We start from the raw sequence: 25,409 nt of genomic DNA on the forward strand, positions 1-25,409 counted from the left end.
ATGTCAAAAAATCTAAGACAGTAAGCCGGAAGGCAGTCATTTTTTTTGCTTGATTAATTCATAGTTAATTATGGAAAACAAGTAGAAAAACAAATCGGACGTAATTTTTCCAAGTATAATTCCGGGGAGAAAATTTCCGACCAGGATTGGCATCCAATACATACAAAACGGGCGAATAAAAAAGAAATCCAAAATGGCGGGGTAACCAAATTCCAATATCAAATTTTTTATCAGTAAAAGAGTTTCTTTTAAAGTAATTTTTTGATTGAGCTGTTTCTTTGCTTTAGCCAGTTTTCTATAGGACGTCACGATTATGATTGCATAAAATGCAAAATATTCGGCAGACGTAATCAAATATGCAGTGGTCAGGCCGCTAAAAATCCTACTGAATTGGGAACTAAGCAAGGCGGCACTTGTAGCAGCTATTTCTGCATATTTGTATCGGTCCAACCATTCTTTATAATTCGCTTTGTTAAACACGGATTGGATTGATTTTTATCTATTAAAAATAGGCTCCCTAAAACAGCAATTTTTATTTTTTGTCGGTTTCCATTATAATTTTTCTGCATAAAGTAGCAATTGAATTCTAATGAAAGGGAGTCAGTTGCTACAGGAAGTCTGCAAAATTAGGGGTTTTGATTACCAAAACCAACTAAAAAACAGTTACAAGATGCCTTGTAATTTTTATAGGCAATTGATTTTAGATACTCAAAATTGGAATTGACTCTAAAAAGAGTTGCTATTTACGGTGAAATTAATGGGATGGGTTTTATGCTTTTCATTTTTAACATATATATTTACAGTACTAACAAATACGGCAGTTTATGGAATTGCATGGTAAATTATCAAAAATCAGTTTTCTTAAAAACAGTTATGTATACAAATTTTTTATTGTTACGTTTATCGGGATCCATATTCCGTTGATTGCATTACTTTTTTGTTTTATATGGTAAACAGTCGGTTTCGCATCATTCGATTGTTTTTTTTACATTCATTGTGACTTTGCTGGCGACAGGGATTACTTTATGGGTATTGAAAAAATTAATAAAACCTATTGAAGTGGCCTCAAAAGCATTGGATAATTACAGAAACAATAGAATTGTATTCGAATTGTCAACAGTCTTTAAAGACGAGGTTGGTTTGTTACTAACAAACATTCAGGAATCAATTACGGAAAATGAAAAATATAAATTGATTGCAGTTAAACTTTAAATATTCATTAAAAAAAAAACGAAGTTCGCTAAAACATATTTTTTAAAAGAACTAAATTTGAGAAAACTAAAAAAACTATAATTATGAAAAGAAATGCAACAGCAGTTTGGAATGGTTCACTTAAAGAAGGAGCCGGGAAACTAACAACACAAAGTAAAACTTTAGAAAACACACAATATTCTTTCAAATCGCGTTTTGATGAAGGAGTAGGAACAAATCCCGAAGAACTCGTTGCAGCAGCGCATTCCGGTTGTTTTACGATGCAACTCTCCGCTTACATCACCGAAGCAGCATTTGAAATTGAAAGTATCGAAACCAAATGCGATATTGATTTGGTGGAAGGAACAATTATAACTTCACACTTAACAGTAAGTGCGAAAGTAAAAGGAATAACGGATGAAGTCTTTCAACAATTAGTTACAAAGGCGGAGAAAACCTGTCCTGTTTCTAAACTATTGAATGCAGCAATTTCTACTACGGCTACTTTAGTATAAAAACAGAGCAAATCATTTATCTTGATAAATTTAGATGTTATAACTCGTAAAAAAGGCTCGATTTAAGTATAAAATCGAGCCTTGTTCTATCATGGCTTTTTCTTAATGCTCATTTTTTTAGGTTGTTTAATTATAGTTATTCACTTCCTTTTTTTTGAAATACTTATACAGCATTGCGATTAATTCCTCTTTTTTTACAGGTTTTGAAATATAGTCATTGCATCCTGCCGTTATTGCTTTTTCTTTGTCACCGGTTAGTGCATAGGCTGTTTGGGCAACAATAATTACATCTTTGTTAAATTCACGTATTTTTTTTGTGGCTTCATAACCGTCCATTATAGGCATTTGAATGTCCATCAGTACCAAATCGATATCGGGGTTATTATGACAGATTTCAACCGCTCCAATTCCCGTTTTTGCTCTTAAAATTTCTGTGCTAAATTTCTTAATTGTTCTTGTAAGTAATTTTCCTGATATTTCGTCATCTTCGGCAATTAATATTCTCAACCTTTTGATTTGCTTTTCATCGCCCTCCACCAAATCAGTAATTTTTACCGACTTTTTTACTTCCTGTTCGCAATGGTAAGGAATAGTGAAATAAAATATGGAACCTTTTCCAATTTCGCTTTCTACCCAAATTCTTCCACCTAACATTTCCACAAAAGCTTTTGAGATCGATAATCCCAATCCGGCTCCTTCATAATTTCGGGTCAATGATTCGCTGCCTTGTCGGAATCTTTCAAAAACGATTTCCAACTGTTCTTGCCGAATGCCAGTGCCAGTGTCCTTTACAAAAAATTCCAGTTCGAACGGGGCAAAAAGATGACCGGACATACCCGTTGCGTTTGGTTTCGCGAGCTTTAAGTTATAGCCAAATTCAATGGAACCGTTGTGGGTAAATTTTATGGCATTTTTAACCAGATTGGTAAGAATGGCATAGATTTTTTCCCGGTCAGTTTTAATCAGGGCCTCTTTTGATGGTAAGCTGTTTTTAAAGGAAAGCTGAATGTTTTTAGCATCAATCTCTGGTTTGAAAAAGGTATGGATGTATTCAATTTGCTGATTGATATTTGTTTCTGAAATTAAAATTTTCATTGATCCCGATTCTATCTTTGAAATGTCAATAATGTCGTTGATGATATTGAGCATACGCGTACCACTTCGCTCTATAATGCCAATATACTCCTGCTGTTCTTCACCGGTTAGGCTAGGTTCTTTAAGTAATTCGGCAAAGCCTAGAATACCGTTCATAGGAGTGCGGATCTCATGGCTCATATTGGAAAGGAATGCCGATTTTAAACGGTCGCTTTCTTCGGCTTTTTCTTTGGCAATTATAAGTTCTTCTTCAATCCGCTTACGCTCGGTAATATCTTGAATGGTACCAATCATTTTTATTGGCTGATTTTCTTCATTGTATAATACTTCACCCAATGCGTGAACCCACCTTTCTTCCTTATCGTTTTTTCGGATAATTTTATATTCTTTATCAAATTTGCGTTTATATGCAATCACTTCGTTCCTAAGATAATCCAGTATTCTTTGTAGCCATTCCGGATGAATAATTGAATTCCAATCCTGCATTGATTTATCACAATTCGAATTAATTCCCAAAATAACATCTAAAATATCAGAACTTGTCCAAGTGTCATTTTCAATATTTATGGTGTACGTGCCAAGACGTGCAATTGTTTGCGTCTCTTTTAAAAACATTTCGCTGTTCTTTAACATCTCTTCAGCCCGTTTGCGCTCAGTGATGTTACGGGTATGGGCGAGGTATGCCACCTTACCGTGGTATTGCAAGGGCACAGCATTGGTCTCCAGCCAGTGATGCCCACCCTTAAGACCCATCAATTCGAATTCCATTTGTGCTGATTCTCCTGCGATTACCTTTTTATGCATTTTTATAAAAGCAGTGCGGTATTGCTTAGCAACTAGACCAAAGATCTCCCGCCCGGCTACCTGTTCCATCGAATCAGCTTCAATCATAGTCAACCCAGCCGGGTTCATCAGTAACAATCGACCTTCTGCATCCACTATCTTGATGCATTCGGGCTCCGCTTCAATGATAGTTCGCAGGTGGTATTCACTTTCGATAAGCTTAGTTTTAGATAGTTTACGCTCGGTTATATCGCGTAGTGCTCCATCGATATGTTTTGGATTGCCATCGTCATCTAATATTAGTCTGGCGTTAATTGAAACATGCTTTACTGTGCCGGTTTTTGTTTTAAGTTTTAATTCATAATCCAGGAGTTCCCCATTTTTCATTAGTGCTTCAAGCAGGATATTCCTGTCGTCAGGGTTATAATAGAGATTATGCACAGGGGTGCTTATGATTTCTTCCCTGACGAATTCGGAGAAATATTGAATTGATGGACTTATTTCGAGAACGACCCCTGCAAGGTCAGTTTGATAGAATACGTCTTGTATATTTTCAAAAATGGTGCGGTACTTTTTCTCGCTTTCTCTTAACTCATTTTCAGTCAGCCGATGCTTTGCATTATCATACTTAAGCATTTCATTCTTAGCATTTATTATAAATAATAAAAGGGATGCCAATAGTAATAGCACAATTAACGCACCCGATTTAATTATTTTGAATACTAAGATACTGTCCCACGACTTTGCATTAAAATCCATTGCAAATACGGCAGTGGTCTTTCCTGTAATTTCATCTTTTATAGGTATAAGCACGCTTATCCATGTCCCCCATCTATCGGTAACGGAACCTGTGACAAATTCTTCTCCATTATTAAAAGGCAGGCTGTAAGCCAAGTTAGCTTCCGAATATTCCTGTCCGGGAGGTGAATAATCTTTTGATTCGGCGGGTTCAGAATCTGCAATAAAGTATATTTTTCCGTGTTGTTTGGTATATAAATAAGCAAATCGGGCTTTGGGATTGGCGCGAATTATTGCTATCAACGTGTTTTTTAGAATATTATACTGCGGCTTATCAATATCGCTTGGTTTAACTTTAAGTGTTTTTAAATTCTCTTTTGGCAAAGTTGTTTCAATGGATCTTGCAATTTGCAATACTTCTTCGGTCTGTTCACTTTTAAATTGTTTCCAGGTATAATGAAGATAGATTACACCTAAAATTAGAATTAGGAATAATACTGTTTTTTGTAGGGGTGCTTTTTTTAATTTAATTTTTTTCATAAACACCTGAGATTATCGTTTGTTTAATTACAAGGTACTGTGACAATTGTCGCGATATCGTTATAAGTATTGTGATTTGTGCGAATGAATTTTTAGCACTGCTACAAACATAGTGATTTTACTTACTAAAATCTAAATATAATTATTAACAAAATCACGCTTGAATTTCTTTAATGATTTGCTAACGAACAAGAAACAAGTATTAAGATGCAATATGTTTCCCATTGCCGGCTGTTAGACTATTTTTTAAATTAAGGACCTGATTACCGTTCTTCGAATCTAACTTCTAACTTAACGGTAAATTCAAAAAAAATAAGAGGAATAACAGATTTTACAATAATAGGCTACAAAAGCAGAGATAACGACATAGTATTGAATGAAGTAATTTATTTGACTGTCCTAAAAAAAGCCCCGATTTAAATTTATCGAAAAATTTTCTGTTCAAAATACCACAATATGATTTGGATTCAAATCCGGTATTGTTGTCTTTTGTAAGTTGTTAGTTTAGTAAATAAACATTTCAATTGTTTATATTTGTTTTTAAGTGGTATCTAAAATAGATTAATATGAAACAGTTGTATCTTTTTTCTTTTAAGCAATCAGATCTAAACCGATGTGTATATTTTATGATGATCATTTTACAAATGACATTGGTTTCAAATATAAAGGCCCAATCATTAAAAGGGATTACTCCAATTGGTGATACTTCTTATTCTACTGCTGTTGCCTATGAAAAAACTAAGAAAGATTTTCCAAACATTAAAATTGTAAAGGAATTTAATTTTGAATCCGTAAAGGAAAAAAGGAATGTTACGTTTTGTAGAGTTGGTGAAAGAGCGTTAAAATTAGATGTTTTTTATAACATTGAAAAAGAGAAGCCACTAAAAACTGCCATTATAATTATCCACGGAGGAGGCTGGAGATCAGGTAGCCGAATACAACATTATCCATTAGCCCAAAAATTGGCCCATTTAGGTTATGTCTGTTTTACACCAGAGTATCGACTTTCGACAGAGGCACTTTTTCCTGCGGCAATTTATGATGTAAAATCAGCCATTAGATGGGTAAGAAAAAATACTTCGAAGTATTCTATTAATCCGAACCGCATTGTGATATTGGGATTTTCTGCTGGTGGAGAAATGGCCTCTTTTATGGGAACTACAGGAAATATGCCATTATACGAGGGGACAAATTGTAATGCAGATATGCAATCCCATGTAAATGGAGTGGTAGACATTGATGGGACTTTGTCCTTTGTTCATCAAGATAGCCGGGAAGGGGATGATAGTAAACGAATTTCAGCGGGAACTTATTGGTTTGGATATTCAAAGAAAGAAAATCCTAAATTATGGGAAGCAGCATCGCCCTTAAGTTATGTAAGTGCTAAAACGCCTCCGACACTTTTTATTAATAGTTCTGTGCCATGGATGCATGCCGGAAGGGAAGAGTATGTAAAGGTGTTGAACGACAATAAAATTTATTCAGAGATCCATACATTTGATGGGGCGCCACATTCATTTTGTTTGTTTGATCCTTGGTTTGATCCTACGGTAAATTATATTAACGATTTTTTAAAAATAATTTTCAATTAATACCCTTAGAACAATGCTTAGAGCAAATATTTATAAGATTGTATGTTTCTTTTTATTTATTTCAAATACTATTTTTTCGCAGACGGCTAATCCAGATAAGTACAAGTATGTTTTTACGGTTGCCAAAGATGGTAGCGGTGACTATAGTAATATTCAAGATGCCATAGATGCGATGCGAGTGTTTTCTCTGGCTCCCATTACTTTATATATTAAAGCCGGTGTTTACAATGAAAAGATTGACTTGTCTGCCAATAAAACAGATGTTCGATTTATAGGGGAGAATGCGGACAAAACAATTATCACCTTTGATGATTATTCAGGAAAAGGAAAATTACAAACATTTAATTCGTATACCGCTAAGATATCGGGCAATCGATTTGTGGCTGAGAATATTTCATTTGTAAATTCAGCCGGGCGGGTAGGTCAGGCGATAGCGTTATATGTGGATGCTGATGAAGCAGTTTTTAAAAAGTGTAAATTTATAGGGAACCAGGATACGATCTATTTAGGAGGCGAAGCTTCGAAGCAGTACTTTGTTGATTGTCATATTGAAGGCACGACTGATTTTATCTTTGGGCCTGCAACGGCAGTGTTTCAAAATTGTGAAATCGTATGTAAACTAAATTCTTATATAACAGCTCCCAATACCACAAAAGGAAAAGAATTTGGCTTTGTGTTTTTGGATTGTAAAGTTGCGGTTATTTCAGAAGTGAGTAAAGTTTATCTGGGAAGACCCTGGCGCGCATGGGCAAAATCAGTTTTTATTCGCTGTGAGTTACCAGGCCAAATTGCTTCGGAAGGATGGGATAATTGGTCAAATACAGAAAATGAAAGAACTGTTTTTTTTGCTGAATACAACTGTACGGGGGTTGGATTCAAACCCAAAGAAAGAGTAAGTTGGTCTCATCAGTTAAAAAAGTCTGAAGCCAAAAGATATACCCTTAAGAATATACTAAGCCCAAAGTCTAAAAAAAAAAGGGGACTGAATGGTACCTTTATTAAAAGTCGTGATGGAATTAAATGTATTGGAAAAGGCTCTATTTTTGCAATAAAAACGAGCCTTTTTTATAAATATATCAAAATGAATTACCAAAGCTGATGTACTTCGGGTTTGATATAGCGTTCATAAATTTCATTCATCGCGGCAATTTTTTCGTAGGTCAATTTTGGTAAATCGTAAACCGATAAATTGGACAGTACATGGCTTTCGTTTGATGCGCCAGGAATAATACAACTCACTTCATCGAAACTCAAAATCCATTGCAAAGCAATAGGAGCTAAATTTGTTGCTTCAGGAAATAATGCTTTCAATTCTTCTACGGCTTTTAAGCCAAGTTCGTAATTAATTCCAGAGAATGTTTCGCCTTTGTCAAAAGCGGCACCATTCCGATTAAAATTTCGGTGGTCCTGAGCGTCAAAAGTGGTTTCAGCATTAAATTTTCCTGTCAGAAGTCCACTCGCTAGTGGAACTCTTGCAATGATACCAATATCACGTTTTAGCGCTTCTTTGAAAAATAATTCAGATGGACGTTGACGAAAAAGATTAAAAATAATTTGGACTGTCGTTACGTTTGGGAATTCAATAGCTTTTAGTCCTTCTTCTACTTTTTCGACACTAACGCCAAGATTTAAAATTTTCCCCTGTTCTTTTAAGCGGTCAAACATTTCAAAGATTTCCGGGCGGTAAAATACTTCGGTTGGAGGACAATGCAATTGTATTAAATCCAATGTTTCCAATCCAGTCCTTCTCAGACTGTCTTCTACGAATTTTTGTAACACTTCTGGCTGATATCCTTCATTGACATGCGGATTGATATGTCGGCCGCATTTGGTTGCAACATAAATTCGTTCAGAACGGGAACGAACTACCCGGCCTACGGCAGTTTCGCTTAATCCGTTTTCATAAACATCAGCAGTATCAATAAAATTCACGCCGTTATCGATGGCAGTATTGATTAACTCATCTGCGGTTTTATCATTAAAGGGAGAACCCCATTTTCCGCCAACTTGCCAGGTGCCAAGTGATATTTCGGAGATTTCAAAATCTGTTTTACCCAGTCTGCGATAGTTCATTTTTTGTATTTTTTAAAGTGATCGTTTATTTTTTTAATAAAATTTTGGTTAGCGCTTCTTCGGCTAGAGGAGCCATGATCTGATAGCCTGCTCTGTTGGGATGCACACCATCATCAGAGTAGGAGGCCAGCAGTCCTTTTCTTTGATCTACCATTGCGGAATAATAATCAAGATATACGATGCCATTGGTGTTGGCGTAATTTTTTAATAGTGCATTTAGGGCTATAATTTTTTCAGCTGGATTTTGATTGGGTTTCCAAGGAAAATCGAAAGCAGGTAATACGGAGCAAAGAATTACTTTAATCTGGTTTGCTTTTGCCAATTCTGCCATCGAAAAAATATTGTTTTTAATCATATCCAATGTTGCAGGACCTGTATTGCCTGCAATGTCATTTATTCCAGCTAAAATCACCACTGCGGCTGGTTTTAAAGCAATAACATCAGCTCTGAAGCGAACTAGCATCTGAGGCGTAGTCTGGCCACTTATTCCCCTATTTACATACGGTTTTCCTGTAAAGTATTCCGAATTTACCGTAGCCCAAAATTCTGTTATGGAATCTCCCATGAATACAATCCTTTTTTGTCCCGCTTCAGTTGGTTTGAGATTCATATTTTCGTTTTGGTATTTATTTAAATTTGGCCAGTCTTGAGCCTGTGTTTTTCCTCCCATAAATAGTGCTAAAAATAGAATGCAATAAATTAGTGTTATGTTTTTCATTTGTAACCAGATTATAAAGTTGAAATTCAGAAGATTTCATTGGATTAATAAAAAAGGCTCTCTCAAAATGAAATCAGCCTTCCTTTTTATATCCGAAAGATACTGATAAGGAAGGCTGATTTATAAGGTCAAAATAATTTAATCAAACAAATCCGAAGATAAATAACGATCGCCACGATCACAGATAATAGCGACAATCACACCTGATTCTAACGTATTGGCTATTTTTATGGCTGCTGCCACAGAACCACCGCTGCTCATTCCTGCAAAAACACCTTCCTCCAAAGCCAAACGTTTGGTCATCTGACGTGCTTCTTGTTCGGTGACTTCCATAACTGTATCTACTTTTGAGGCATCAAAAATTTTAGGTAAATATTCCTGAGGCCATTTTCTGATTCCCGGAATTTGGGAGCCATCACTAGGTTGTGCGCCTACGATTTGGATTGCTGTATTTTTCTCTTTCAAATAAGTGGAAGTTCCTATAATCGTTCCCGTAGTTCCCATAGCGGAAACGAAATGCGTTATAGTCCCCTCGGTGTCATTCCATATTTCCGGACCTGTCGTTTTATAATGTGCTTTCCAGTTGTCGTCATTTGCAAATTGATTTAACATGATATAACCGCCTTCGGCCACTTTTTTATCAGCGTAATCTCTGGAGCCAATAATTCCGGTATCAGCCGGCGTTAAAATCACTGTGGCACCATAGGCACGCATAGTTTGGGTGCGTTCTTTGGTAGAATCTTCCGGAAGAACCAATTCGATTTCGATATTAAATAATTGGGCAATCATCGCCAAAGCTATTCCGGTATTTCCACTGGTCGCTTCAATGAGTTTGTCCCCTTTTTTGATTTCGCCTCTTTCCAGTGCGGATTTAATCATATTGTAAGCCGCTCTGTCTTTTACACTGCCTCCAGGATTGTTTCCTTCGAGTTTTAGTAAAAGTTTTACGTTTTTATTTTTAACCAAATTAACAGTCTCCACCAAAGGGGTATTTCCAATCAGGTCTAATAATTTTTGTGGCTTCATGCTAATTTATTTCTTTTATTTTTACTTCTGTAGTTGTGGTGTTGAGTACCATTGATTTTGCCGGAATAGATTTGGTAACCCAAGCATTTCCGCCAATAATACTGTTTTTACCAATGACAGTTTCTCCGCCGAGGATAGTTGCATTGGCATAAATACAAACATTTTTCTCCACAGTGGGATGTCTTTTTGCATTTTTCATGTCTTTGCTCACACTTAATGCTCCTAAAGTAACTCCTTGGTAAATTTTCACGTGTTTTTCAATCACGGTAGTCTCTCCAATTACAATTCCGGTGGCATGATCTATAAAGAAAGGGGATGCAATAGTTGCCCCTGCATGGATGTCTGTACCTGTGATACGATGTGCATATTCACTCATTAATCTGGAGAAAAGCAACAGGTCTAATAAGTACAATTCATGACTTAATCTGTAAATGGCAATTGCGTAGAATCCTGGGTATGCTAAATAAACTTCTTCAATGCTGTTTGATGCAGGATCGTTTTCTAAAATGTATGCAGCGTCCTGATTCAGTTTTTCAAGAACAGAAGGCAAGGTTCTCAGATATTTATCCCAAATAGAATCACACAATGCATGCGGTTTTTTACAGGCAATAGCTGAGATTTCTTTGAATAGTACTTCCAGTTCATCGATGCTTTCATTCAAAGGGGCATTGGCATCAAATAACGTATAGAATAGTTTTTCAGTAAAGGCTTCTGTTTTTGTCTTGATTCCGTAGTTGATAGAAAAATGGCTTTTTAAAGCGCTAATATTTTTGATAATCAGATCTTTTGTCACGATTATTGGGTTTGAATTATTAATTTAAAAGGATAAAAGTAAGGCGTTTTTTAGAAACAGTTGCAACAATGAAGCAAAGAAATTAGCAGATTGGCTAAGAATGGAATGTTTCTTTTAATTGGTAACATTTTTGAACAAATTCTAAAAAAATATAACAAAAATATGGGGTCTGCCTGAAGTTATCTGATTCTCTGCAAAAGACTCAAATATATTAAACCATCGTTTTTGGTTTTTTAGGAATGGTAAAAATAAAACTAGTACCATCGTTTCCATCAGATTCAATATGAATGCTTCCCGATTTCCCTTCGATAATTTTTTTTACAATAGAGAGCCCTATACCGGTACTTTCTTTAGTGTCTCGGGCTAAAATGGTTTGGAAAACACCAAATACTTTTTCCTGGTATTTTTTAGGAATTCCAAATCCATTGTCTTTTATGGTAAATTGGTGAAAATGTACTAACGAAGCATAAATACATTCAATTTTCCCGATGGATTTGTCGTTATATTTGACCGCATTGCCTATCAAATTGCTGAAAACCTGATGCATTAATATTTTTTCGGTAGTAATAATTGGGAAATTGTTGCCTATAGTTACTTCGAATCCTTCATTGGGAACAATCGTTTCAACTATTTCTTCCAGCATTTTGCGTAAATCGAGTCTTTCAAGTTCGATATTCGTTGTTCCAATGCGGGAATATTCCAGAATACCATTAATTAAGTTTTCCATTCTTAGAATTCTTCCCTGCAATAATTTGAAATTTGAATTTGTCTCGTCAGACATATCGTTTAAATCTTCAATAATCCATTCCGAGAGACTGTAAATGGCTCTTAATGGGGCCTTCAGATCATGAGAAACGATGTAGGCAAATTGATCCAATTCATCATTTTTCTTTTTAAGTACAGATAACGCAGTATGTAATTTTTTTTCTTCTAGTTTTCGATTAATAATGTCATAATTAAGGATTTTATTCTTGTCTGTTATTTTGAACAAGAAAAGTGATGTCATTAGGAATAGGAGTACTAAGAGACTGGATTCCACTACTTCAAATAATAAAGCATTATTCCATGATTTTGCGTCAAAATCCATCCCATATACGGCAATAGTTTTACCGGAAACTTCATCTTTTATGGGTATGTAAGCGCTAACCCAAGTTCCCCATCTGTCAGTAGAAGGTTCTGTGATTATATCCTCTCCGTTATTGATGGCTTTAAAAGTAGGTCCGTCCGCTTCTGTATATTCTTGTCCGGGAGGAGAATAATCTTTAGAATTTTCAGGTTCAGAATCGACCATGAAGTATATTTTACCATTTCTTTGCGTATATAAATAGGCAAAGCTTGCTTTGGGATTAATACTGACTATTGATCTCAGGCTGTTTTTTAAAGCAGTATACTCGGGTTTGTTACTACCGGATGGCTTTACTTCAAGTTTTTTTATAGCTTCTTTAGGTAAGGAAACTTCAATTGATTTTGCAATTTGTAATACACTTTCAGTTCGGTTATCTTTAAAATGCATAAAGATAAAATAAAGGTAAATTAGGCCTAAAATAAGTATTATAAAAAAGACAGCTTTTTGTAGTGATATTTTTTTTAGGTTAGTTTTTTTCATAAAGGATGAAATAAAAGTAGAGGCAGGGCTGTTTTTATTTTAATAGATTAACTTCAAATCCAATTCAGAATCGAAATTAACTGCGATGTAGTTATGCCTTCAAAAATAATAATTTTTATGACTTAGAGAGAATTTAAATGGTTAATTTCTGGATTACTTTTTTAAGAATCGAAAATCGATTTTTTGATTCTTAGTGATTTTCTCTCTGAATAAAAAAACAGAATCATTGTTTAATAGTGCTTATAAAAATAACCAACAATCATAAATAACCCATTTATGATTGCCATTCCAACAATGTGTTTTTGATAATTATTTCGTTTGTCAATACAATTTAAACTAAGAATTCCCAGAAATAATAGTGTAGTATAAATGGCGGGATACATCTTAAAAGCTGCAACAAAATTGCCTTGTAAAAGCAGTAAAAAACCGCGTTGAAAACCACAGCCCAAACATTCCACTCCGAAGAGTGTTTTGCTTAAACAGGGGAGCATGTATTTTTCTAAATCCAATGGTTTTTGTTTTTACAATTTTACGAAAAAATAAGAAACGATTGCGATAATAAATTGATGCAATTTTAAATTCATTACTTTTGGAAACTGATACCTGAAGAGATGAAAAAAAATTTAATTCCCATAATGATTATTGCAATCATTATCGCTTTGTACGAGCAAGTGAAAGTAGAGAAAAATATATATGTAATGGTAGTGGCAATTGTTGTTTTTATGTTTGGAATGATGCAACTGAGTGCTAAGACGCCGAGTAAAAATCAAGATAAAGAAGATGAAAATGTTTAATAAAGGAGATAAAGTTTCAGTGCTTGATGAAGCCATGAATGGAGTAGTCCTGTCAGTCAAAGACGACCAGGTTACGATAGAAACAGCGGATGGATTTACGATGACATTTTTTGTCAATGAATTGCTTAAAATAAACGATTCCAGCAATTTAATGGATTCCATTAGAAGGGTTAATATAGATGAAGTTTCAAAAGAGAAAGAAATCCCCAAACCACGAAGTTTTGTCAAAGAACGCAAAGATAAACACGAAATTTCAGCTCCGGAGTTTGATTTACACATCGAAAAGTTAGTTCCAAATAAGCGCGGAATGTCTAATTATGATATTCTGACCTTGCAAACAGATACCGCTAAAAGACACATAGAATTTGCCATTCGTAATCGCATTCCAAAGATTGTTTTCATTCATGGTGTGGGTGAAGGAATCCTAAAAGCAGAACTGGATTTTTTATTAGGGCGTTACGATAATATTGTTTTTCAAGAAGGTAACTATCAAAAATACGGTCAGGGCGCAACCGAAGTTTTTATAAAACAAAGCACCAAATAATTCTCGTTTTAGATTTTTTAAAGGACGAAAAAAAGCGTCGATTCCAGCTATTTTCAATTGAAAATTATCTTAGGAATCGACGCTTTTTTTGAGGATAAAATAAACCTGATTTTAAACTTGTAATTGTGTTTAATTAGTGGTTAAAAGTTCGCCATAAATGAAGCTGTCTCCAAGCTTGAAATCGTTCGTTCCTTTTTGCATGGTGACATTTTTAAGCACGATGACATGTTTAAATCCAGTACCCAAAGTAGTTGTTGTTACTTCAATAATGCCACTCACATTTGAAACTCCTGAAGCAGCGATCCACTCTTCACTTTTTGCTGGAGTTGTAGGAACTGGAGTTGTGCAGAAATAGCTTGCGGTAAGTAAACCTGAAAATAATCGATACGTAAGTTTGTTGATGGTGGTGCCAATAAGTCCAGTTCTTGGAGTATTTAAAGGAGTTGCTGCATTAACAATCAAAGCAGGGTCAATGTCTAATAGTAGTGCTTCACTACTGGTATAATTGTAAATTTGTTTCGAAGAGCTGCATTGCTCTACCGTTTGATCAAATAGAAAAGGCAATGCCGTTGCTGAGGTAACATAGTCTCCAAAAGGAAATGTTTCGTAAACCTGGGTGCCGTTACTTTTTGCAAAAGTAATATTCTTGAAAACTATATTATGATTGTAACCCGTAATTCGGGTACTGTTATCCGTAGTGTTTGTTGTTTTTACCGCGGTAGTAAATATTTCTATTTTACCATCAGTGGCAGTCCATTGATCCGTTACAATAGGAGTTGGCGGGGGAATAGTTTCACAAATGTTGGCTGCTGCTACTGTACCGCTATAAAAACGATACACTACTCTGTTGGCACTGGTAATGTCTAGTACGGTTGGTTCACCGATTGTGCTGGGCTCATTTGTAAAGGATGTTTGAGGAATTTCCAAAAGTAATGATTCCTTGTCTTTCAGTTTATAGAGGATGTTATTGATACTGCAGTTTTGTGTAGTAATGTCTTCAAAATTAATGTCTTCTTGGGTTAAATTACCGTCATCACAACCATTTAGTAGCATTACTAAGACTAATATACTTACAACTCTTTTCATTTTTATAATATTTGAAACAAAAATAGAATTTTTAATTTGTTCCCATTGCATTCCTATTCAAAAACATAGAATTTAACAGGATATTAGGCTTTTAAATTTCTAATAAAGACTGTCGGACAGTATTGAAAATGGAAAGATCACAACAATTCAAAGCGGATAGAAAACATTATCTTTGCTTCAATTTATAGCATATATGAGACTTAACAAATATTATTTAGCCGCTTTTTCTGCCTTTTTTGTATGGGGTTTTTTTAGTTTAGCATTAAAACCGTTGCATAATTACCCGTCTTTGGATATTTTATTTTATAGAGTTTTTTTTAGCGTTATTACCATGCTATTAATTAATCTTTCCTTTCGAAGAAAAATTTTAAAAAAAAATTGGAGTCAGTTCAAAAGTATGACTGCAAAACAAAAACGAAGTGTTGTCGGGTTGACGCTTGGAGGTGGGATTTTTTTGTCTTCAAACTGGTTTGTTTTTATTTATGTGATGAATCATATAAGTGTAAAAGCAGCTTCGTTAGCGTATTTAATATGCCCCATTTTAACCACGATATTGGCTTTTTTTATATTGAAAGAAAAATTGAGCAAATGGCAATGGTTTGCTGTAATTATAAGTGTCTTTAGTTGCGTTTTATTATCATTCAATCATTTTGAAGATATTTTCTATAGTCTTATTACAGCAGCAACTTATGCGATGTATTTAGTGAGTCAGCGAAAAAATAATGAATTGGATAAATTCCTTGTTTTGACAATTCAATTGGTTTTTACAGCCCTAATTCTACTGCCTTTTTATCCAAATTATAGTAGCGCTTTACCCACGGAATCATTGTTTTATGGCTGTTTGCTCGTAATCGTAGTCTTTTTTACGATTATTCCTTTATTTTTAAACTTGTATGCCTTAAAAGGAATTAACTCATCAGCGGTCGGGATTATGATCTACATTAATCCAATAATTGGTTTTTTATTGGCCATATTCTATTACAGTGAACAGGTTACTTACCTTCAACTGTTTTCTTATTTTCTGATTTTGGTTTCGATAGTTGTTTTTAATGAAAAACTGATCTTCCCAAGAAAATGGAAAGCGGCACCATCAGAAATGGAAGCTTCAAAATAATTTTATAATTTTCAAAAAATGAAAAAAGTATATCTCGATAATGCTTCTACAACGGCAATTCGTCCCGAAGTTGTCCAGGAAATGACACGAGTGATGACAGATGATTATGGAAATCCATCGTCAACGCATAGTTTTGGTCGCAATGCCAAAAGTATTTTAGAACTTTCCAGAAAATCAATTGCAAAACATTTGAATGGTACTGCGCAGGAAATAATTTTCACTTCCTGTGGTACCGAAGCCAATAATTGGATACTTCGTTCTGCCGTTAAAGATTTAAAAATAAAACGTATCATAACCAGTAAGATAGAGCATCATGCGGTTTTATATACGATTTTGGCTTTGCAAAGCGAATACGATATTCAGGTAGATTATGTGGCTGTTAAACCAAATGGAGAAATTGATATCACTGATTTAGTAGAATTGCTTTCGCAGGAAAAGAGAACTTTAGTAAGCCTGATGCATGTGAATAACGAAACTGGAACCGTTTTGGATTTGGATAGAATAGGCGTTATTTGTCAAGAAAATAATGCTTTGTTTCATTCCGATACCGTGCAGTCCATTGGAAAAACAGCAATAGATTTAAAAACAGTACCCGTTAATTTTATTGTAGCAAGCGCTCATAAATTTCACGGTCCCAAAGGTGTTGGGTTTGCTTTCATTCGAAAAAATTCTGGTTTGCAACCCTTGTTTTTTGGAGGCGAACAGGAAAAAGGATTGCGAGCAGGAACTGAAGCCTTACATCAAATTGCGGGAATGGCAAAAGCGCTGGATCTTTCCTATGCAAATTTAGAAACGGAAAGAAATTATATCTCCGAATTGAAAAATTATTTGATTACCCAACTCGAAATTGAATTTCCAGCTTTTTTAATCAATGGAAGTGCCGATGGATTTTACAATATATTAAATGTTTTATTGCCTTTTTCAGAAGATAAGACAGCGATGATTTTATTTCATTTAGATATGAAAGGAATTGCAGTTTCTCGGGGAAGTGCCTGTCAAAGCGGAAGTATAAAACCCTCGCATGTATTAGCAGAAATGCTTTCTAATGAAGATTTGAAAAAACCAAGTTTGCGCATTTCTTTAAGTCATTATAACTCGAAAGAGGACATTGATTTATTTATTGAAGCATTGAAAAGTATTTAATAAAGAAGGATAAGCAAAACGAAAGACTAATTTTAAAGACACTAATAAATAGTTTTTTAGGTAGGGTTTTAAAGCTTAGCTTTTGGAATATTTTTCCATAATTAATCTCGCTTTGAAATAGCACAATGTAGATTCCGCACCTTGATTTATATTGATGTGTTTGTCTTCTAATCCATCATAGGAAGCACCATTTTCAGGATTATACATGATTTGTTTCAGATGATTGTTTCCTAAAAACCAGATAAAGGCAAGTTTTAATTGGTCTTTGTATTTTTTATTTTTGGTTACTCCATAAAATAAATCCAATGCAATAACGGTAGTGGCTACTTCGATAGGCTGCTCTCCATAGAAGATCCTTTCGTTTTCTTTTTTAAACCAGCCTCTGTTTGAGATCACTTTTAATTGTCCTTTCATAAAATAATGAGAAAGGAGAAAATCAAATGTGATTACTGCAATTTTTTTGTATTTGGAATTTTTTGTAACCAAATAACTGTACAACATAGCCTCAGGTAAAACATTATTGGCATAGGTCATATAATCTTCATACCAACACCAGTTTTCTGCTGAATTAATATGATAATGATGCAAAAGTTCATTAGCAAATTTTTCTATATTCTGCCGTATACTCTCGTCTTTATAAGCTGAATAATAATGATACAGTCCTTTCACAGCATAGGCAATGGCTCTTGGGGACTTAATGTCCTCAATTCTTTTGATTGCCTTATTCCAACATTTTTCTGCCCGTAAAATCATTGCAGCAGGTAAAGATTCTCTATGTGCAATTACGGTTCCTAAACTCCATAAGGCTCTCCCGTTTGCATCTTCAAGATTTACTTCTCCATTTTGTTCTGTTAACTGATTGTCAAAGTCTTTGTAATTATCAAACCAACCATTCTTCTGTTGAATCCCCTCTATAAAATTTAAATAGGTATTTGCTAGTTTTAAAGCAGTTTTGCTTGGAAAATCTTTGTTATACAACACCATATTGATTAACGCCCTGGCATTATCGTCTAAAGTATAGCCTGATTCAGGATCAGGTTCACTGAATTTTGAAAATTGAAGTATTCCAAAATTGGTGGTGAGTTTCTCAATATGGTCTAATTTTATTGGCGGAAAATTAAACTTTAAATCGTCTTCCCGATTCGTCAATTGGTCGAATAGTAATCGGTATTGAATAGCAATATTTTCCCATGTTGTGGCATGCGCCAATGAAAATGCATTTTTACCTATAGTAACTCGTTCCTCTTTGTTTTCGATGAGGTACAAAATTGCTTTTTTGAATTCTTCTGGTTTATCAAATCCATTCAATAGTATTCCGTTACCATTTACCAGAGATTCAACAGCATGCGGTATTGGAGTGGAAACAACGGCACAGCCACAGCTCATGGCATAAGCAAAGGTTCCACTGACCGTTTGATTGGGATCTTTAGAAGAAAATAAATAGATATCTGATACCGTCAAATATTCCAGTAGTTGCCACAATTGAAGATATTCATTGATAAAAATAACATTGTTTTCCAAATGGAGTTCATGCACAATGGCAGTAAGTATATCCCGATATTTTTCCCCTTCACGACGAATTATTTCAGGATGTGTCTTGCCAATCACTAAATAAATGACTTCGGAGTGTTTCTTGACAATTTCCGGTAAGGCACGTAATACGGTTTCTATGTTTTTGTTCTCACTGATTAAACCAAATGTGGACATTACTATTTTATCTGAGAAATTATATTTATTTTTTAATTTCTCTTTTTGTTCCCATAATACAGTATGATTACCATGCGGAATGACCATTGTTTTCATCTTGGGCAATTCGTAATCTCTATTCAAAATTGCTTCTGAATTTTTGGTAAGCACAATGATTCGGTCGGATAAATCTGCTATCGCATGAACAATTTTCTTTCTTTTTTCATCTGGATTTGGGAGCACAGTGTGAAAAACGGTGACAATTGGTTTGTTTAGTGCTAATATAAAAGAAAGGATATAATCACCATATTCTCCGCCGAAAAGGCCAAATTCATGCTGAATACAAATCAGGCCGATATCATTTCGGTCGTTTATTTTCTCTGCAACCAGCCTATAATGTTCTACTGAATCAACTGGCAAAATATAGGTTACTTCAGAATTGTATGAGAAGTTTTGGTCACTATTTTGCAAAGCACAAACCTCCACAGGAAGTGTTTTTCCAAAAACTATTGCCACTGCATTTACAATGTCATTAGAAAAAGTTGCTATCCCGCATTCTCTTGTCGGATAAGAACTTACAATTAGCATTTTTGTTACTTTTTCAAATTTCATGACGCAGGTTTAAGGTTGCTGTCTTAATTCAAGAAGCAGTTCGTTAATATTCATTTTAGCAACGGCAATATGTTTGTCAGCTGCGCCATAATATATATAAAGGTCATTTTCGAACAATGCATGACCGGTTGGGAATACAATGTCATTGACTTCGCCTTCTATTTCCCATTGTTTGGTGGGAGAGAAGAGCGGATACGGTAATCGGGATATCTCCATTTCAGGTTTTTCCAAATGTAATAAAGCAGCCTTGGCATGATAGATTTTTCCCCTTGTTGTTTCGTGAACCCCATGATAAATTAGCAACCATCCATAAGGTGTTTCTATTGGTGGACCTCCGGCTCCAATGTAACTCATTTCGTAAGCATCTTTTGGATCTAAAATAATATGATCGGTTAAATTCTGTAGATAATTTTCCCAAAAAGATAAGCTTAATTTGTTCCAGTTGTCAAACTTTACAATTTGAATACCTGGCCAAATTCTATGCAAAAGGACAAATTGCCCCTTTATTTTCCTTGGAAACAATACCACATCTTTATCACGTAGCAAGCGTGTTTCATCAGTTTCCAGCCCTATTTGTGCAAAAAGATTATAATATTCATGGTATTTTGGGTTTAGTTTACTCGCATTGCAAAAATTTACATGCGTTTCATATTCCTGATAGTTAACTTTAGGAGTAATTATGCCGTGTTTTTCAAAATGAATCAAATCTTTTGAAGTAGCAAGGGCACCCATGGCGTTGATACCATCATAAGCGGTATAGGTTATATAATACGTATCTTCAATTTTTACAATTCGGGCGTCTTCCACTCCTTGTTTTTCATAATCAAAGTCTTGAGTAATAATGGGTTTTTCTGTTCTTTCAACTATTTTTATCGGCCCTTCTGTTCTGGCGTAGCCTATGGTGGAGCGATTTCCTTTTTGCACCGCTCTGTATAAAAAATGGACTGTATTTCCCTCCTGGTAAACCCCAGGATTTAAAACTCCCGTACTTTCAAATGCTCTTTCAGTCGGACTTAGTATGATACCAAGTTTTTCTATAGTAACCATGATTTGATTTTTTGTGATTTCTGTATCTGATACGGATTCAATTTTTTATTTTTTCTGCTCTTTCAATTTTGCTTTTTCCTGTTTTTTAAAATATCCCCTAAATAAAAAATTGTGTCTCAAAGCTTTCATATTTTCATTTAGCAGTGAACTGGCCTGATTAATATTAGTCATTGTAGAATCTATTTTCCGTACTAGTTTTGGGTCATTTGAAAGGTAGTTTATAGCGCCTTTTCCGTCTTTTATATTTTCAATTGTTGCGTTAAGTTTGGTTACCATTTTGTTTATATCTGTACTCGATTGATCTAAATTTTGGATTATCGTTTTGATGTTATTGGCAACAGCGGTATCTTTCAAAACACCTATCACATTGTCTTTATTGTTCAATGAAGAAATGAGTCTGCTTAATTTTGTTACGGCCTCTGAAGTCCCTTTTCCTGTAATTTTTAAATAATGCACAGTTTCTTTCAGGTCTCCTGCCAGGATGGAATCTTTAATTAATAAACCCACCGTTCCTTTTCCGTCATTGATTTCCTTTGTAATTTTAAGTAAATCAGACGTAAGATGCGCTGCGTTTTTATTGGTTACACCGAGTGTATTGAGCAGATCATCTGTGCGAACACGACTTAAGGAATGAATTTCATCTCCTGGTGCTACAGGCGCTTCGGTCCCTTTCCCGGGAATAATATTTATGATCATATTTCCCACTAAACCGTCAGAGCCTATGGAGGCAACAGCATTTTTTCTAATGTGAGGAAAAATGGCTTTGTCAATAAGCATATCCACTTTTATGGTAGAATCATTAATCATTTCTATGGCACGTACGGTCCCAACATTTATTCCGGAATAACGCACATTATTGCCTAATTGTAAACCGCTGACGTTATTGAAAATCGCATTTAAATGATTCGTTTTTCCAAACATTTTTTGCTTGTCGCCAATGAAATAAACAGCTAGTATGAATAGTAATAACCCGATTATTACAAAAAGGCCAAGACGCAGTTTTTGTGATGTCGTTTTTTCCATTTTTACTTTTATTTAAAGAAAGCTTGTACTTTAGGATCAGTTGAGATTGATAATTCCTCAAATGTACCTTCGATATAATTGATGCCGTCGACCAATAAAATCATTCTGTTCGAGATTACTCTGGCACAATCCACATCATGTGTTATGATTATTGCCGAAGTGTTGTATTTTTTCTGGATAGACATCATCAGCAATAAAATCTCCTTCGCGGTGATAGGGTCTAATCCGGTAGTTGGTTCGTCATAAAGGATAATTTTTGGCTGGAGGATTAGAGTCCTTGCCAAAGCAATTCTTCGTTTCATTCCCCCCGAAAGTTCTTCGGGCATTAAATTTATAGTATGAGCCAGACCTACGTTTTCCAAAGCCTCCATCACCAATGGTGTGGTATCTTTTATTTTTCCGAATTTTTTTTTATGACGACGCAACGGGAATTCCAGATTTTCTCTAACAGTCATGGAATCGTAAAGTGCACTTCCTTGAAAAAGAAAACCCACTTCTGTTCGGAGTTCATCTAATTCCTCGTGGTCGAGTTCACTAATATCTTTTTCCATGACTACTATAGAACCGCTGTCATGCTCTTCCAATCCAATCAAACATTTTATCATTACTGATTTACCAGAACCGGATTTCCCCATGATAACTAAATTTTCGCCTTCATACAAAACCATATTAAAACCATCCAAAACATGATTATCACCATAGCTTTTCCGTAAGTCTTTGATTTCTATGATAGGTTTTTTATGTTGTATTGATGTACTCATAATCAGTTATAGATCATAAAAAATATCAGTGACAAAAACAGCAATAAAGTCAATAATAAAAAGCAACATCGAGGTAAAAACCACTGCAGAATTGGCCGCCAATCCCACACCGGCAGTTCCTTTTTTACAGTAATATCCCTTAAAACAGCCCACTAATCCTATAGCAAATCCAAAAAAGAAAGTTTTAACCGTTGCAGGGATTAAATCACCAAATTCCAATGCATCAAAAACCTGATTATAATACAATAAAAAAGATACATTCCCTTTGATATTTTCCACCAGAAAAGAACCAAAAATTGCAATAGCATCTCCAAAAAAAACCAAAACAGGAAGCATAAAAGTGGTTGCTAATATGCGTGTAACCACTAAATATTTAAAAGGATTTGTCCCTGAAACTTCCATAGCGTCAATTTGTTCTGTAACTCTCATCGAACCTAATTCGGCGCCAATACCGGAGCCGATACGTCCCGCACAAATCAAAGCTGTAATAATAGGTCCAATTTCCCTTATAAGCGAAATACTAACCATAGATGGCATCCAGGAAACGGCACCAAATTCCTGTAATGTAGGCCGTGACTGTAAGGTGAAAACCAGACCAATGATAAATCCAGTAACCGCAACAAGAAGCAAAGAACGGTTTCCCATATTAAAGCACTGTCGAAGAAATTCCCTAAATTCAGAAGGGCGCTTAAAAACTTCTTTAAAAAAACGACCGGCAAAATAGGAGAGTTCACCAATTTCAAGTAAAAAACCTTTGAGTATTTCGATTATTTTGGAAAAACTATTCATAAGTAAATGAATTAATTTTTAACAGAAAATGGCTACCCAAATATACGATTATTTCGTTGATTTTCAGGGGTTTTAGGTGTGGTTTGGCTTTTTTTTGATGATTTTGTCAGGAAAATACACTGAACAGTAATTAGTTACTAAAAAGGCAAAAAAAATCCGCTAAAAAAGCGGACTTTTTGATGATAATTTAAAGAGGAGATTATTGTGTGCTGGAGGCGTCTTTTCCGTTTTTAGTATCCATCATTTCCATTAATTTCATCCCCAGAAGACCACTTATTCCTCCATCAGAACCGGTATTTCCTGAAATTAAAACATCTGGAATCACTTTGATTTTTCCTTTACCAATTTCCTCCGTTATCTTATATTTTGTGAAATTATCGCCACCCATTGCCGAAACTTGTAATTGATATGCCTCGGCAGTAGATTTACCAATAGCCATAATTTTTTCTGCTTCGGCTAAACCCGTTTTTGAAATTCGTTCCGCTTCTGCGGTTGCGGTAAGTTTAGTGGCTTCGGCTTGTGCTCCGGCTCTTGCTTTTGTAGCTTCAGCTTCTGCATTGGCCCGCATTTTTGTAGCTTCGGCTTCAGCATTTACATTTAGCTTTAAACTAGTTGCATCGCCTTCGGCTTTTTTAACTGTTGCATCAGCTGTACGTTGAGCAATTTCAACACTTTGTGATGCTTTTACAATTTCTTTTTGCATATCAGCAATAGCGGTTTCTTTTTCTACACCTTGACGTTGTTCTTGTGCCATTCTTTGCGTCTGATAGGTTTTTTGCTCTTCCTCGGCAATTTTTCTATCAGTTAACGTTTTCATTAATGATTCCGGCGGAACAATATCACCTATTAATGTGTCAACAGCATTTACATTGTATTCATCCAAAACGGTTTTGATATGATTTTTGGCTGATTCTTGTCGTTCTTTTCTAGTGGAGAGAAACGAAATTACATCACTGTCCTGTGCTGAGTTTCTAAAGTAGTTTCCAATTGTAGGTTCTAAAACCTGAGAGACAAGATTAGTCATGCTGCCAAAACGTGCAATAACTTTTGGAGCTTCATTGGCAGGAACATGGATGATTTGTGAAACATCTAAATTGAAAGGAAATCCATCTTTTGAGCGCACCGTAATCGTAGAAAGATTTTTATCTAAATTATGGGATTCGCTTCTTGCATCGGCCCAATTCAAAACTAAATTCGTTGTGGGAACAGCTTCCAGTTTTGTAGTATATTTATTTAAAGCATATTTTCCAGGACCAAAAGGCTCCATCCAAACCCCGCGTTGTCCTTTTGAAACTATATTCCCATGCTTGAAAGTATCTCCAGTAACATCTTTTCCGTCTTCTCCAATATAAGAAATTACCACGCCAACGTAACCAATGGGTACATCCGTCATTGGGTTTTGTTCAATTTGTATCGCCCATGTATTGATATAGTACGAACCGGCCAAAATTACTTGAGGTTGTAATCCCCTGTTGCCACCATTTTTTAGAAACTGGTCAAAATCTTGAAAGTTATTGTGGTTTTCTACAAATTTACCGGCAATTTGACCTATTGGAATAGGTTCTCCATCCATTGCAGTAACAATTCCAACCATATTTTCAAAAATCACTATTTGTGGAGTCATCACCACTTCAAATAAATGGGTGTTTATTCTATAAGACCCTGTTGTGATAAATGCTGATTGTCGTCCTTTTTGCCCCCCATTATTTAGAAATAAAGTGGCATCCTGAAAATTATCAGAGTTTACTTTTTGTGCCAAAATTCTTCCTGTAGGGATTTCGGCTCCATCTTTACTCAATAGTAAACCGATATTTCCTTCAGGGATAATGGTAAAGGAGTTCATGTTTACGGCATATTGCCAAGGCCACATAGCCCAATATAATCCTGGTGCAAGTGTTTTAGCCTGAAAACCCGCTTCTCCTTTGGTAGCAATAATTCTTCCATCGGGTAATGATTTTTCAGCTCCGAAGAGAACGAATTTTTTGGTTACTAAACCAATTTTATCTTCCGGTACTATTACCATTCCGAAGAAAACGCGTAAAACGAATTTGTAAAAAACGATAAATAAAACTAAAAGTAGTACCCACCAATAATCTGTAAGATTTGCCATATTAAAATAAAATTTTGATTTTAAAATTAG

General features: G+C 35.1%; 23 protein-coding genes. 8 read left to right on the forward strand and 15 right to left on the reverse strand.

Annotated features, from left to right (window positions below; translation table 11 throughout):
• Positions 1-36 precede the first annotated feature (36 nt).
• On the reverse strand, positions 37-480 hold the full coding sequence (locus tag ACNQGH_RS10430; protein WP_417955945.1) for a hypothetical protein: 444 nt from the start codon (positions 478-480) through the stop codon (positions 37-39).
• A 552-nt stretch (positions 481-1,032) separates the two neighbouring features.
• Here ACNQGH_RS10430 and ACNQGH_RS10435 point away from each other — a divergent pair.
• Together ACNQGH_RS10435 and ACNQGH_RS10440 are read left to right on the forward strand one after the other, a co-directional pair.
• Entirely contained in the window at positions 1,033-1,212 is a 180-nt protein-coding gene (locus ACNQGH_RS10435; RefSeq protein ID WP_417955946.1) for a hypothetical protein, read from the forward strand.
• Positions 1,213-1,295: 83 nt separating this feature from the next.
• The gene (locus ACNQGH_RS10440; protein WP_417955947.1) at positions 1,296-1,706 is read left to right on the forward strand and encodes an OsmC family peroxiredoxin; all 411 of its coding nucleotides are present in this window, start codon (positions 1,296-1,298) and stop codon (positions 1,704-1,706) included.
• A gap of 126 nt (positions 1,707-1,832) precedes the next feature.
• Here the strand turns inward: ACNQGH_RS10440 and ACNQGH_RS10445 are convergent, their stop codons facing one another.
• Positions 1,833-4,862, reverse strand: a complete 3,030-nt coding sequence (locus tag ACNQGH_RS10445) for a PAS domain S-box protein (RefSeq protein WP_417955948.1) — start codon at positions 4,860-4,862, stop codon at positions 1,833-1,835.
• A 626-nt stretch (positions 4,863-5,488) separates the two neighbouring features.
• Between ACNQGH_RS10445 and ACNQGH_RS10450 the strand changes: the two genes are divergently transcribed.
• The gene (locus ACNQGH_RS10450; RefSeq protein ID WP_417955949.1) at positions 5,489-6,454 is read left to right on the forward strand and encodes an alpha/beta hydrolase fold domain-containing protein; all 966 of its coding nucleotides are present in this window, start codon (positions 5,489-5,491) and stop codon (positions 6,452-6,454) included.
• A 13-nt stretch (positions 6,455-6,467) separates the two neighbouring features.
• Positions 6,468-7,553 (forward strand): pectinesterase family protein, encoded by a 1,086-nt coding sequence (locus ACNQGH_RS10455; RefSeq protein ID WP_417955950.1) that lies wholly within the window; start codon positions 6,468-6,470, stop codon positions 7,551-7,553.
• On the opposite strand, the gene ACNQGH_RS10460 is transcribed toward ACNQGH_RS10455, so the two are convergent.
• The 6 genes from ACNQGH_RS10460 to ACNQGH_RS10485 all read right to left on the reverse strand — a co-directional run bounded on the left by ACNQGH_RS10460 (position 7,541) and on the right by ACNQGH_RS10485 (position 13,179).
• Positions 7,541-8,527, reverse strand: coding sequence for an aldo/keto reductase (locus ACNQGH_RS10460; RefSeq protein WP_417955951.1), 987 nt, complete (start codon positions 8,525-8,527; stop codon positions 7,541-7,543). The genes ACNQGH_RS10455 and ACNQGH_RS10460 overlap by 13 nt on opposite strands.
• A gap of 25 nt (positions 8,528-8,552) precedes the next feature.
• The gene (locus ACNQGH_RS10465; protein ID WP_417955952.1) at positions 8,553-9,245 is read right to left on the reverse strand and encodes an SGNH/GDSL hydrolase family protein; all 693 of its coding nucleotides are present in this window, start codon (positions 9,243-9,245) and stop codon (positions 8,553-8,555) included.
• Positions 9,246-9,383: 138 nt separating this feature from the next.
• Positions 9,384-10,271: a cysteine synthase CysM gene (cysM, locus tag ACNQGH_RS10470; protein ID WP_417955953.1), complete on the reverse strand. Its 888-nt coding sequence runs from the start codon at positions 10,269-10,271 to the stop codon at positions 9,384-9,386.
• Between the two features lies 1 nt (position 10,272).
• Positions 10,273-11,064: a serine O-acetyltransferase EpsC gene (gene epsC / locus ACNQGH_RS10475; protein WP_417955954.1), complete on the reverse strand. Its 792-nt coding sequence runs from the start codon at positions 11,062-11,064 to the stop codon at positions 10,273-10,275.
• A gap of 211 nt (positions 11,065-11,275) precedes the next feature.
• Positions 11,276-12,577 carry an ATP-binding protein gene (locus ACNQGH_RS10480; RefSeq protein ID WP_417955955.1) on the reverse strand — a complete coding sequence of 434 codons (1,302 nt, stop codon included), beginning with the start codon at positions 12,575-12,577 and terminating at the stop codon, positions 11,276-11,278.
• 323 nt (positions 12,578-12,900) lie between these two features.
• Positions 12,901-13,179, reverse strand: a complete 279-nt coding sequence (locus tag ACNQGH_RS10485) for a DUF2752 domain-containing protein (RefSeq protein ID WP_417955956.1) — start codon at positions 13,177-13,179, stop codon at positions 12,901-12,903.
• Positions 13,180-13,281: 102 nt separating this feature from the next.
• Between ACNQGH_RS10485 and ACNQGH_RS10490 the strand changes: the two genes are divergently transcribed.
• Both ACNQGH_RS10490 and ACNQGH_RS10495 read left to right on the forward strand, forming a co-directional pair.
• On the forward strand, positions 13,282-13,464 hold the full coding sequence (locus tag ACNQGH_RS10490; protein ID WP_417955957.1) for a hypothetical protein: 183 nt from the start codon (positions 13,282-13,284) through the stop codon (positions 13,462-13,464).
• Positions 13,457-14,008 (forward strand): Smr/MutS family protein, encoded by a 552-nt coding sequence (locus ACNQGH_RS10495; protein ID WP_417956078.1) that lies wholly within the window; start codon positions 13,457-13,459, stop codon positions 14,006-14,008. Before ACNQGH_RS10490 ends, ACNQGH_RS10495 begins: the two co-directional genes overlap by 8 nt.
• A gap of 129 nt (positions 14,009-14,137) precedes the next feature.
• Here ACNQGH_RS10495 and ACNQGH_RS10500 read toward each other — a convergent pair whose 3' ends face one another.
• On the reverse strand, positions 14,138-15,094 hold the full coding sequence (locus tag ACNQGH_RS10500) for a hypothetical protein (protein WP_417955958.1): 957 nt from the start codon (positions 15,092-15,094) through the stop codon (positions 14,138-14,140).
• Between the two features lie 193 nt (positions 15,095-15,287).
• Here ACNQGH_RS10500 and ACNQGH_RS10505 point away from each other — a divergent pair, with 193 nt between their 5' ends.
• Together ACNQGH_RS10505 and ACNQGH_RS10510 are read left to right on the forward strand one after the other, a co-directional pair.
• Positions 15,288-16,208 (forward strand): EamA family transporter, encoded by a 921-nt coding sequence (locus tag ACNQGH_RS10505; RefSeq protein ID WP_417955959.1) that lies wholly within the window; start codon positions 15,288-15,290, stop codon positions 16,206-16,208.
• Between the two features lie 18 nt (positions 16,209-16,226).
• The gene (locus tag ACNQGH_RS10510) at positions 16,227-17,351 is read left to right on the forward strand and encodes a cysteine desulfurase family protein (RefSeq protein WP_417955960.1); all 1,125 of its coding nucleotides are present in this window, start codon (positions 16,227-16,229) and stop codon (positions 17,349-17,351) included.
• Positions 17,352-17,426: 75 nt separating this feature from the next.
• Here ACNQGH_RS10510 and ACNQGH_RS10515 read toward each other — a convergent pair whose 3' ends face one another.
• The 6 genes from ACNQGH_RS10515 to ACNQGH_RS10540 form a co-directional block, all read right to left on the reverse strand.
• The gene (locus ACNQGH_RS10515) at positions 17,427-19,649 is read right to left on the reverse strand and encodes a glycosyltransferase (RefSeq protein ID WP_417955961.1); all 2,223 of its coding nucleotides are present in this window, start codon (positions 19,647-19,649) and stop codon (positions 17,427-17,429) included.
• Between the two features lie 9 nt (positions 19,650-19,658).
• The gene (locus ACNQGH_RS10520) at positions 19,659-20,696 is read right to left on the reverse strand and encodes a glycoside hydrolase family 130 protein (protein WP_417955962.1); all 1,038 of its coding nucleotides are present in this window, start codon (positions 20,694-20,696) and stop codon (positions 19,659-19,661) included.
• 45 nt (positions 20,697-20,741) lie between these two features.
• Entirely contained in the window at positions 20,742-21,719 is a 978-nt protein-coding gene (locus ACNQGH_RS10525) for an MlaD family protein (RefSeq protein WP_417955963.1), read from the reverse strand.
• Between the two features lie 8 nt (positions 21,720-21,727).
• On the reverse strand, positions 21,728-22,480 hold the full coding sequence (locus ACNQGH_RS10530; protein ID WP_417955964.1) for an ABC transporter ATP-binding protein: 753 nt from the start codon (positions 22,478-22,480) through the stop codon (positions 21,728-21,730).
• 6 nt (positions 22,481-22,486) lie between these two features.
• Entirely contained in the window at positions 22,487-23,269 is a 783-nt protein-coding gene (locus ACNQGH_RS10535) for an MlaE family ABC transporter permease (RefSeq protein ID WP_417955965.1), read from the reverse strand.
• 199 nt (positions 23,270-23,468) lie between these two features.
• Positions 23,469-25,379: an SPFH domain-containing protein gene (locus tag ACNQGH_RS10540; RefSeq protein WP_417955966.1), complete on the reverse strand. Its 1,911-nt coding sequence runs from the start codon at positions 25,377-25,379 to the stop codon at positions 23,469-23,471.
• Positions 25,380-25,409 lie beyond the last annotated feature (30 nt).

This window comes from Flavobacterium kochi (genome assembly GCF_048286715.1).
Taxonomy (GTDB): domain Bacteria; phylum Bacteroidota; class Bacteroidia; order Flavobacteriales; family Flavobacteriaceae; genus Flavobacterium.

Coding starts and splice junctions, on each gene's coding strand:
- ACNQGH_RS10535 (WP_417955965.1), bottom strand. CDS start 23,269: ATGAATAGTTTTTCCAAAATAATCGAAATACTCAAAGGTTTTTTACTT.
- ACNQGH_RS10445 (WP_417955948.1), bottom strand. CDS start 4,862: ATGAAAAAAATTAAATTAAAAAAAGCACCCCTACAAAAAACAGTATTA.
- ACNQGH_RS10480 (WP_417955955.1), bottom strand. CDS start 12,577: ATGCATTTTAAAGATAACCGAACTGAAAGTGTATTACAAATTGCAAAA.
- ACNQGH_RS10490 (WP_417955957.1), top strand. CDS start 13,282: ATGAAAAAAAATTTAATTCCCATAATGATTATTGCAATCATTATCGCT.
- ACNQGH_RS10455 (WP_417955950.1), top strand. CDS start 6,468: ATGCTTAGAGCAAATATTTATAAGATTGTATGTTTCTTTTTATTTATT.
- ACNQGH_RS10495 (WP_417956078.1), top strand. CDS start 13,457: ATGTTTAATAAAGGAGATAAAGTTTCAGTGCTTGATGAAGCCATGAAT.
- ACNQGH_RS10525 (WP_417955963.1), bottom strand. CDS start 21,719: ATGGAAAAAACGACATCACAAAAACTGCGTCTTGGCCTTTTTGTAATA.
- ACNQGH_RS10530 (WP_417955964.1), bottom strand. CDS start 22,480: ATGAGTACATCAATACAACATAAAAAACCTATCATAGAAATCAAAGAC.
- ACNQGH_RS10515 (WP_417955961.1), bottom strand. CDS start 19,649: ATGAAATTTGAAAAAGTAACAAAAATGCTAATTGTAAGTTCTTATCCG.
- cysM (WP_417955953.1), bottom strand. CDS start 10,271: ATGAAGCCACAAAAATTATTAGACCTGATTGGAAATACCCCTTTGGTG.
- ACNQGH_RS10510 (WP_417955960.1), top strand. CDS start 16,227: ATGAAAAAAGTATATCTCGATAATGCTTCTACAACGGCAATTCGTCCC.
- ACNQGH_RS10520 (WP_417955962.1), bottom strand. CDS start 20,696: ATGGTTACTATAGAAAAACTTGGTATCATACTAAGTCCGACTGAAAGA.
- ACNQGH_RS10500 (WP_417955958.1), bottom strand. CDS start 15,094: ATGAAAAGAGTTGTAAGTATATTAGTCTTAGTAATGCTACTAAATGGT.
- ACNQGH_RS10540 (WP_417955966.1), bottom strand. CDS start 25,379: ATGGCAAATCTTACAGATTATTGGTGGGTACTACTTTTAGTTTTATTT.
- ACNQGH_RS10450 (WP_417955949.1), top strand. CDS start 5,489: ATGATGATCATTTTACAAATGACATTGGTTTCAAATATAAAGGCCCAA.
- ACNQGH_RS10465 (WP_417955952.1), bottom strand. CDS start 9,245: ATGAAAAACATAACACTAATTTATTGCATTCTATTTTTAGCACTATTT.
- ACNQGH_RS10440 (WP_417955947.1), top strand. CDS start 1,296: ATGAAAAGAAATGCAACAGCAGTTTGGAATGGTTCACTTAAAGAAGGA.
- ACNQGH_RS10505 (WP_417955959.1), top strand. CDS start 15,288: ATGAGACTTAACAAATATTATTTAGCCGCTTTTTCTGCCTTTTTTGTA.
- ACNQGH_RS10460 (WP_417955951.1), bottom strand. CDS start 8,527: ATGAACTATCGCAGACTGGGTAAAACAGATTTTGAAATCTCCGAAATA.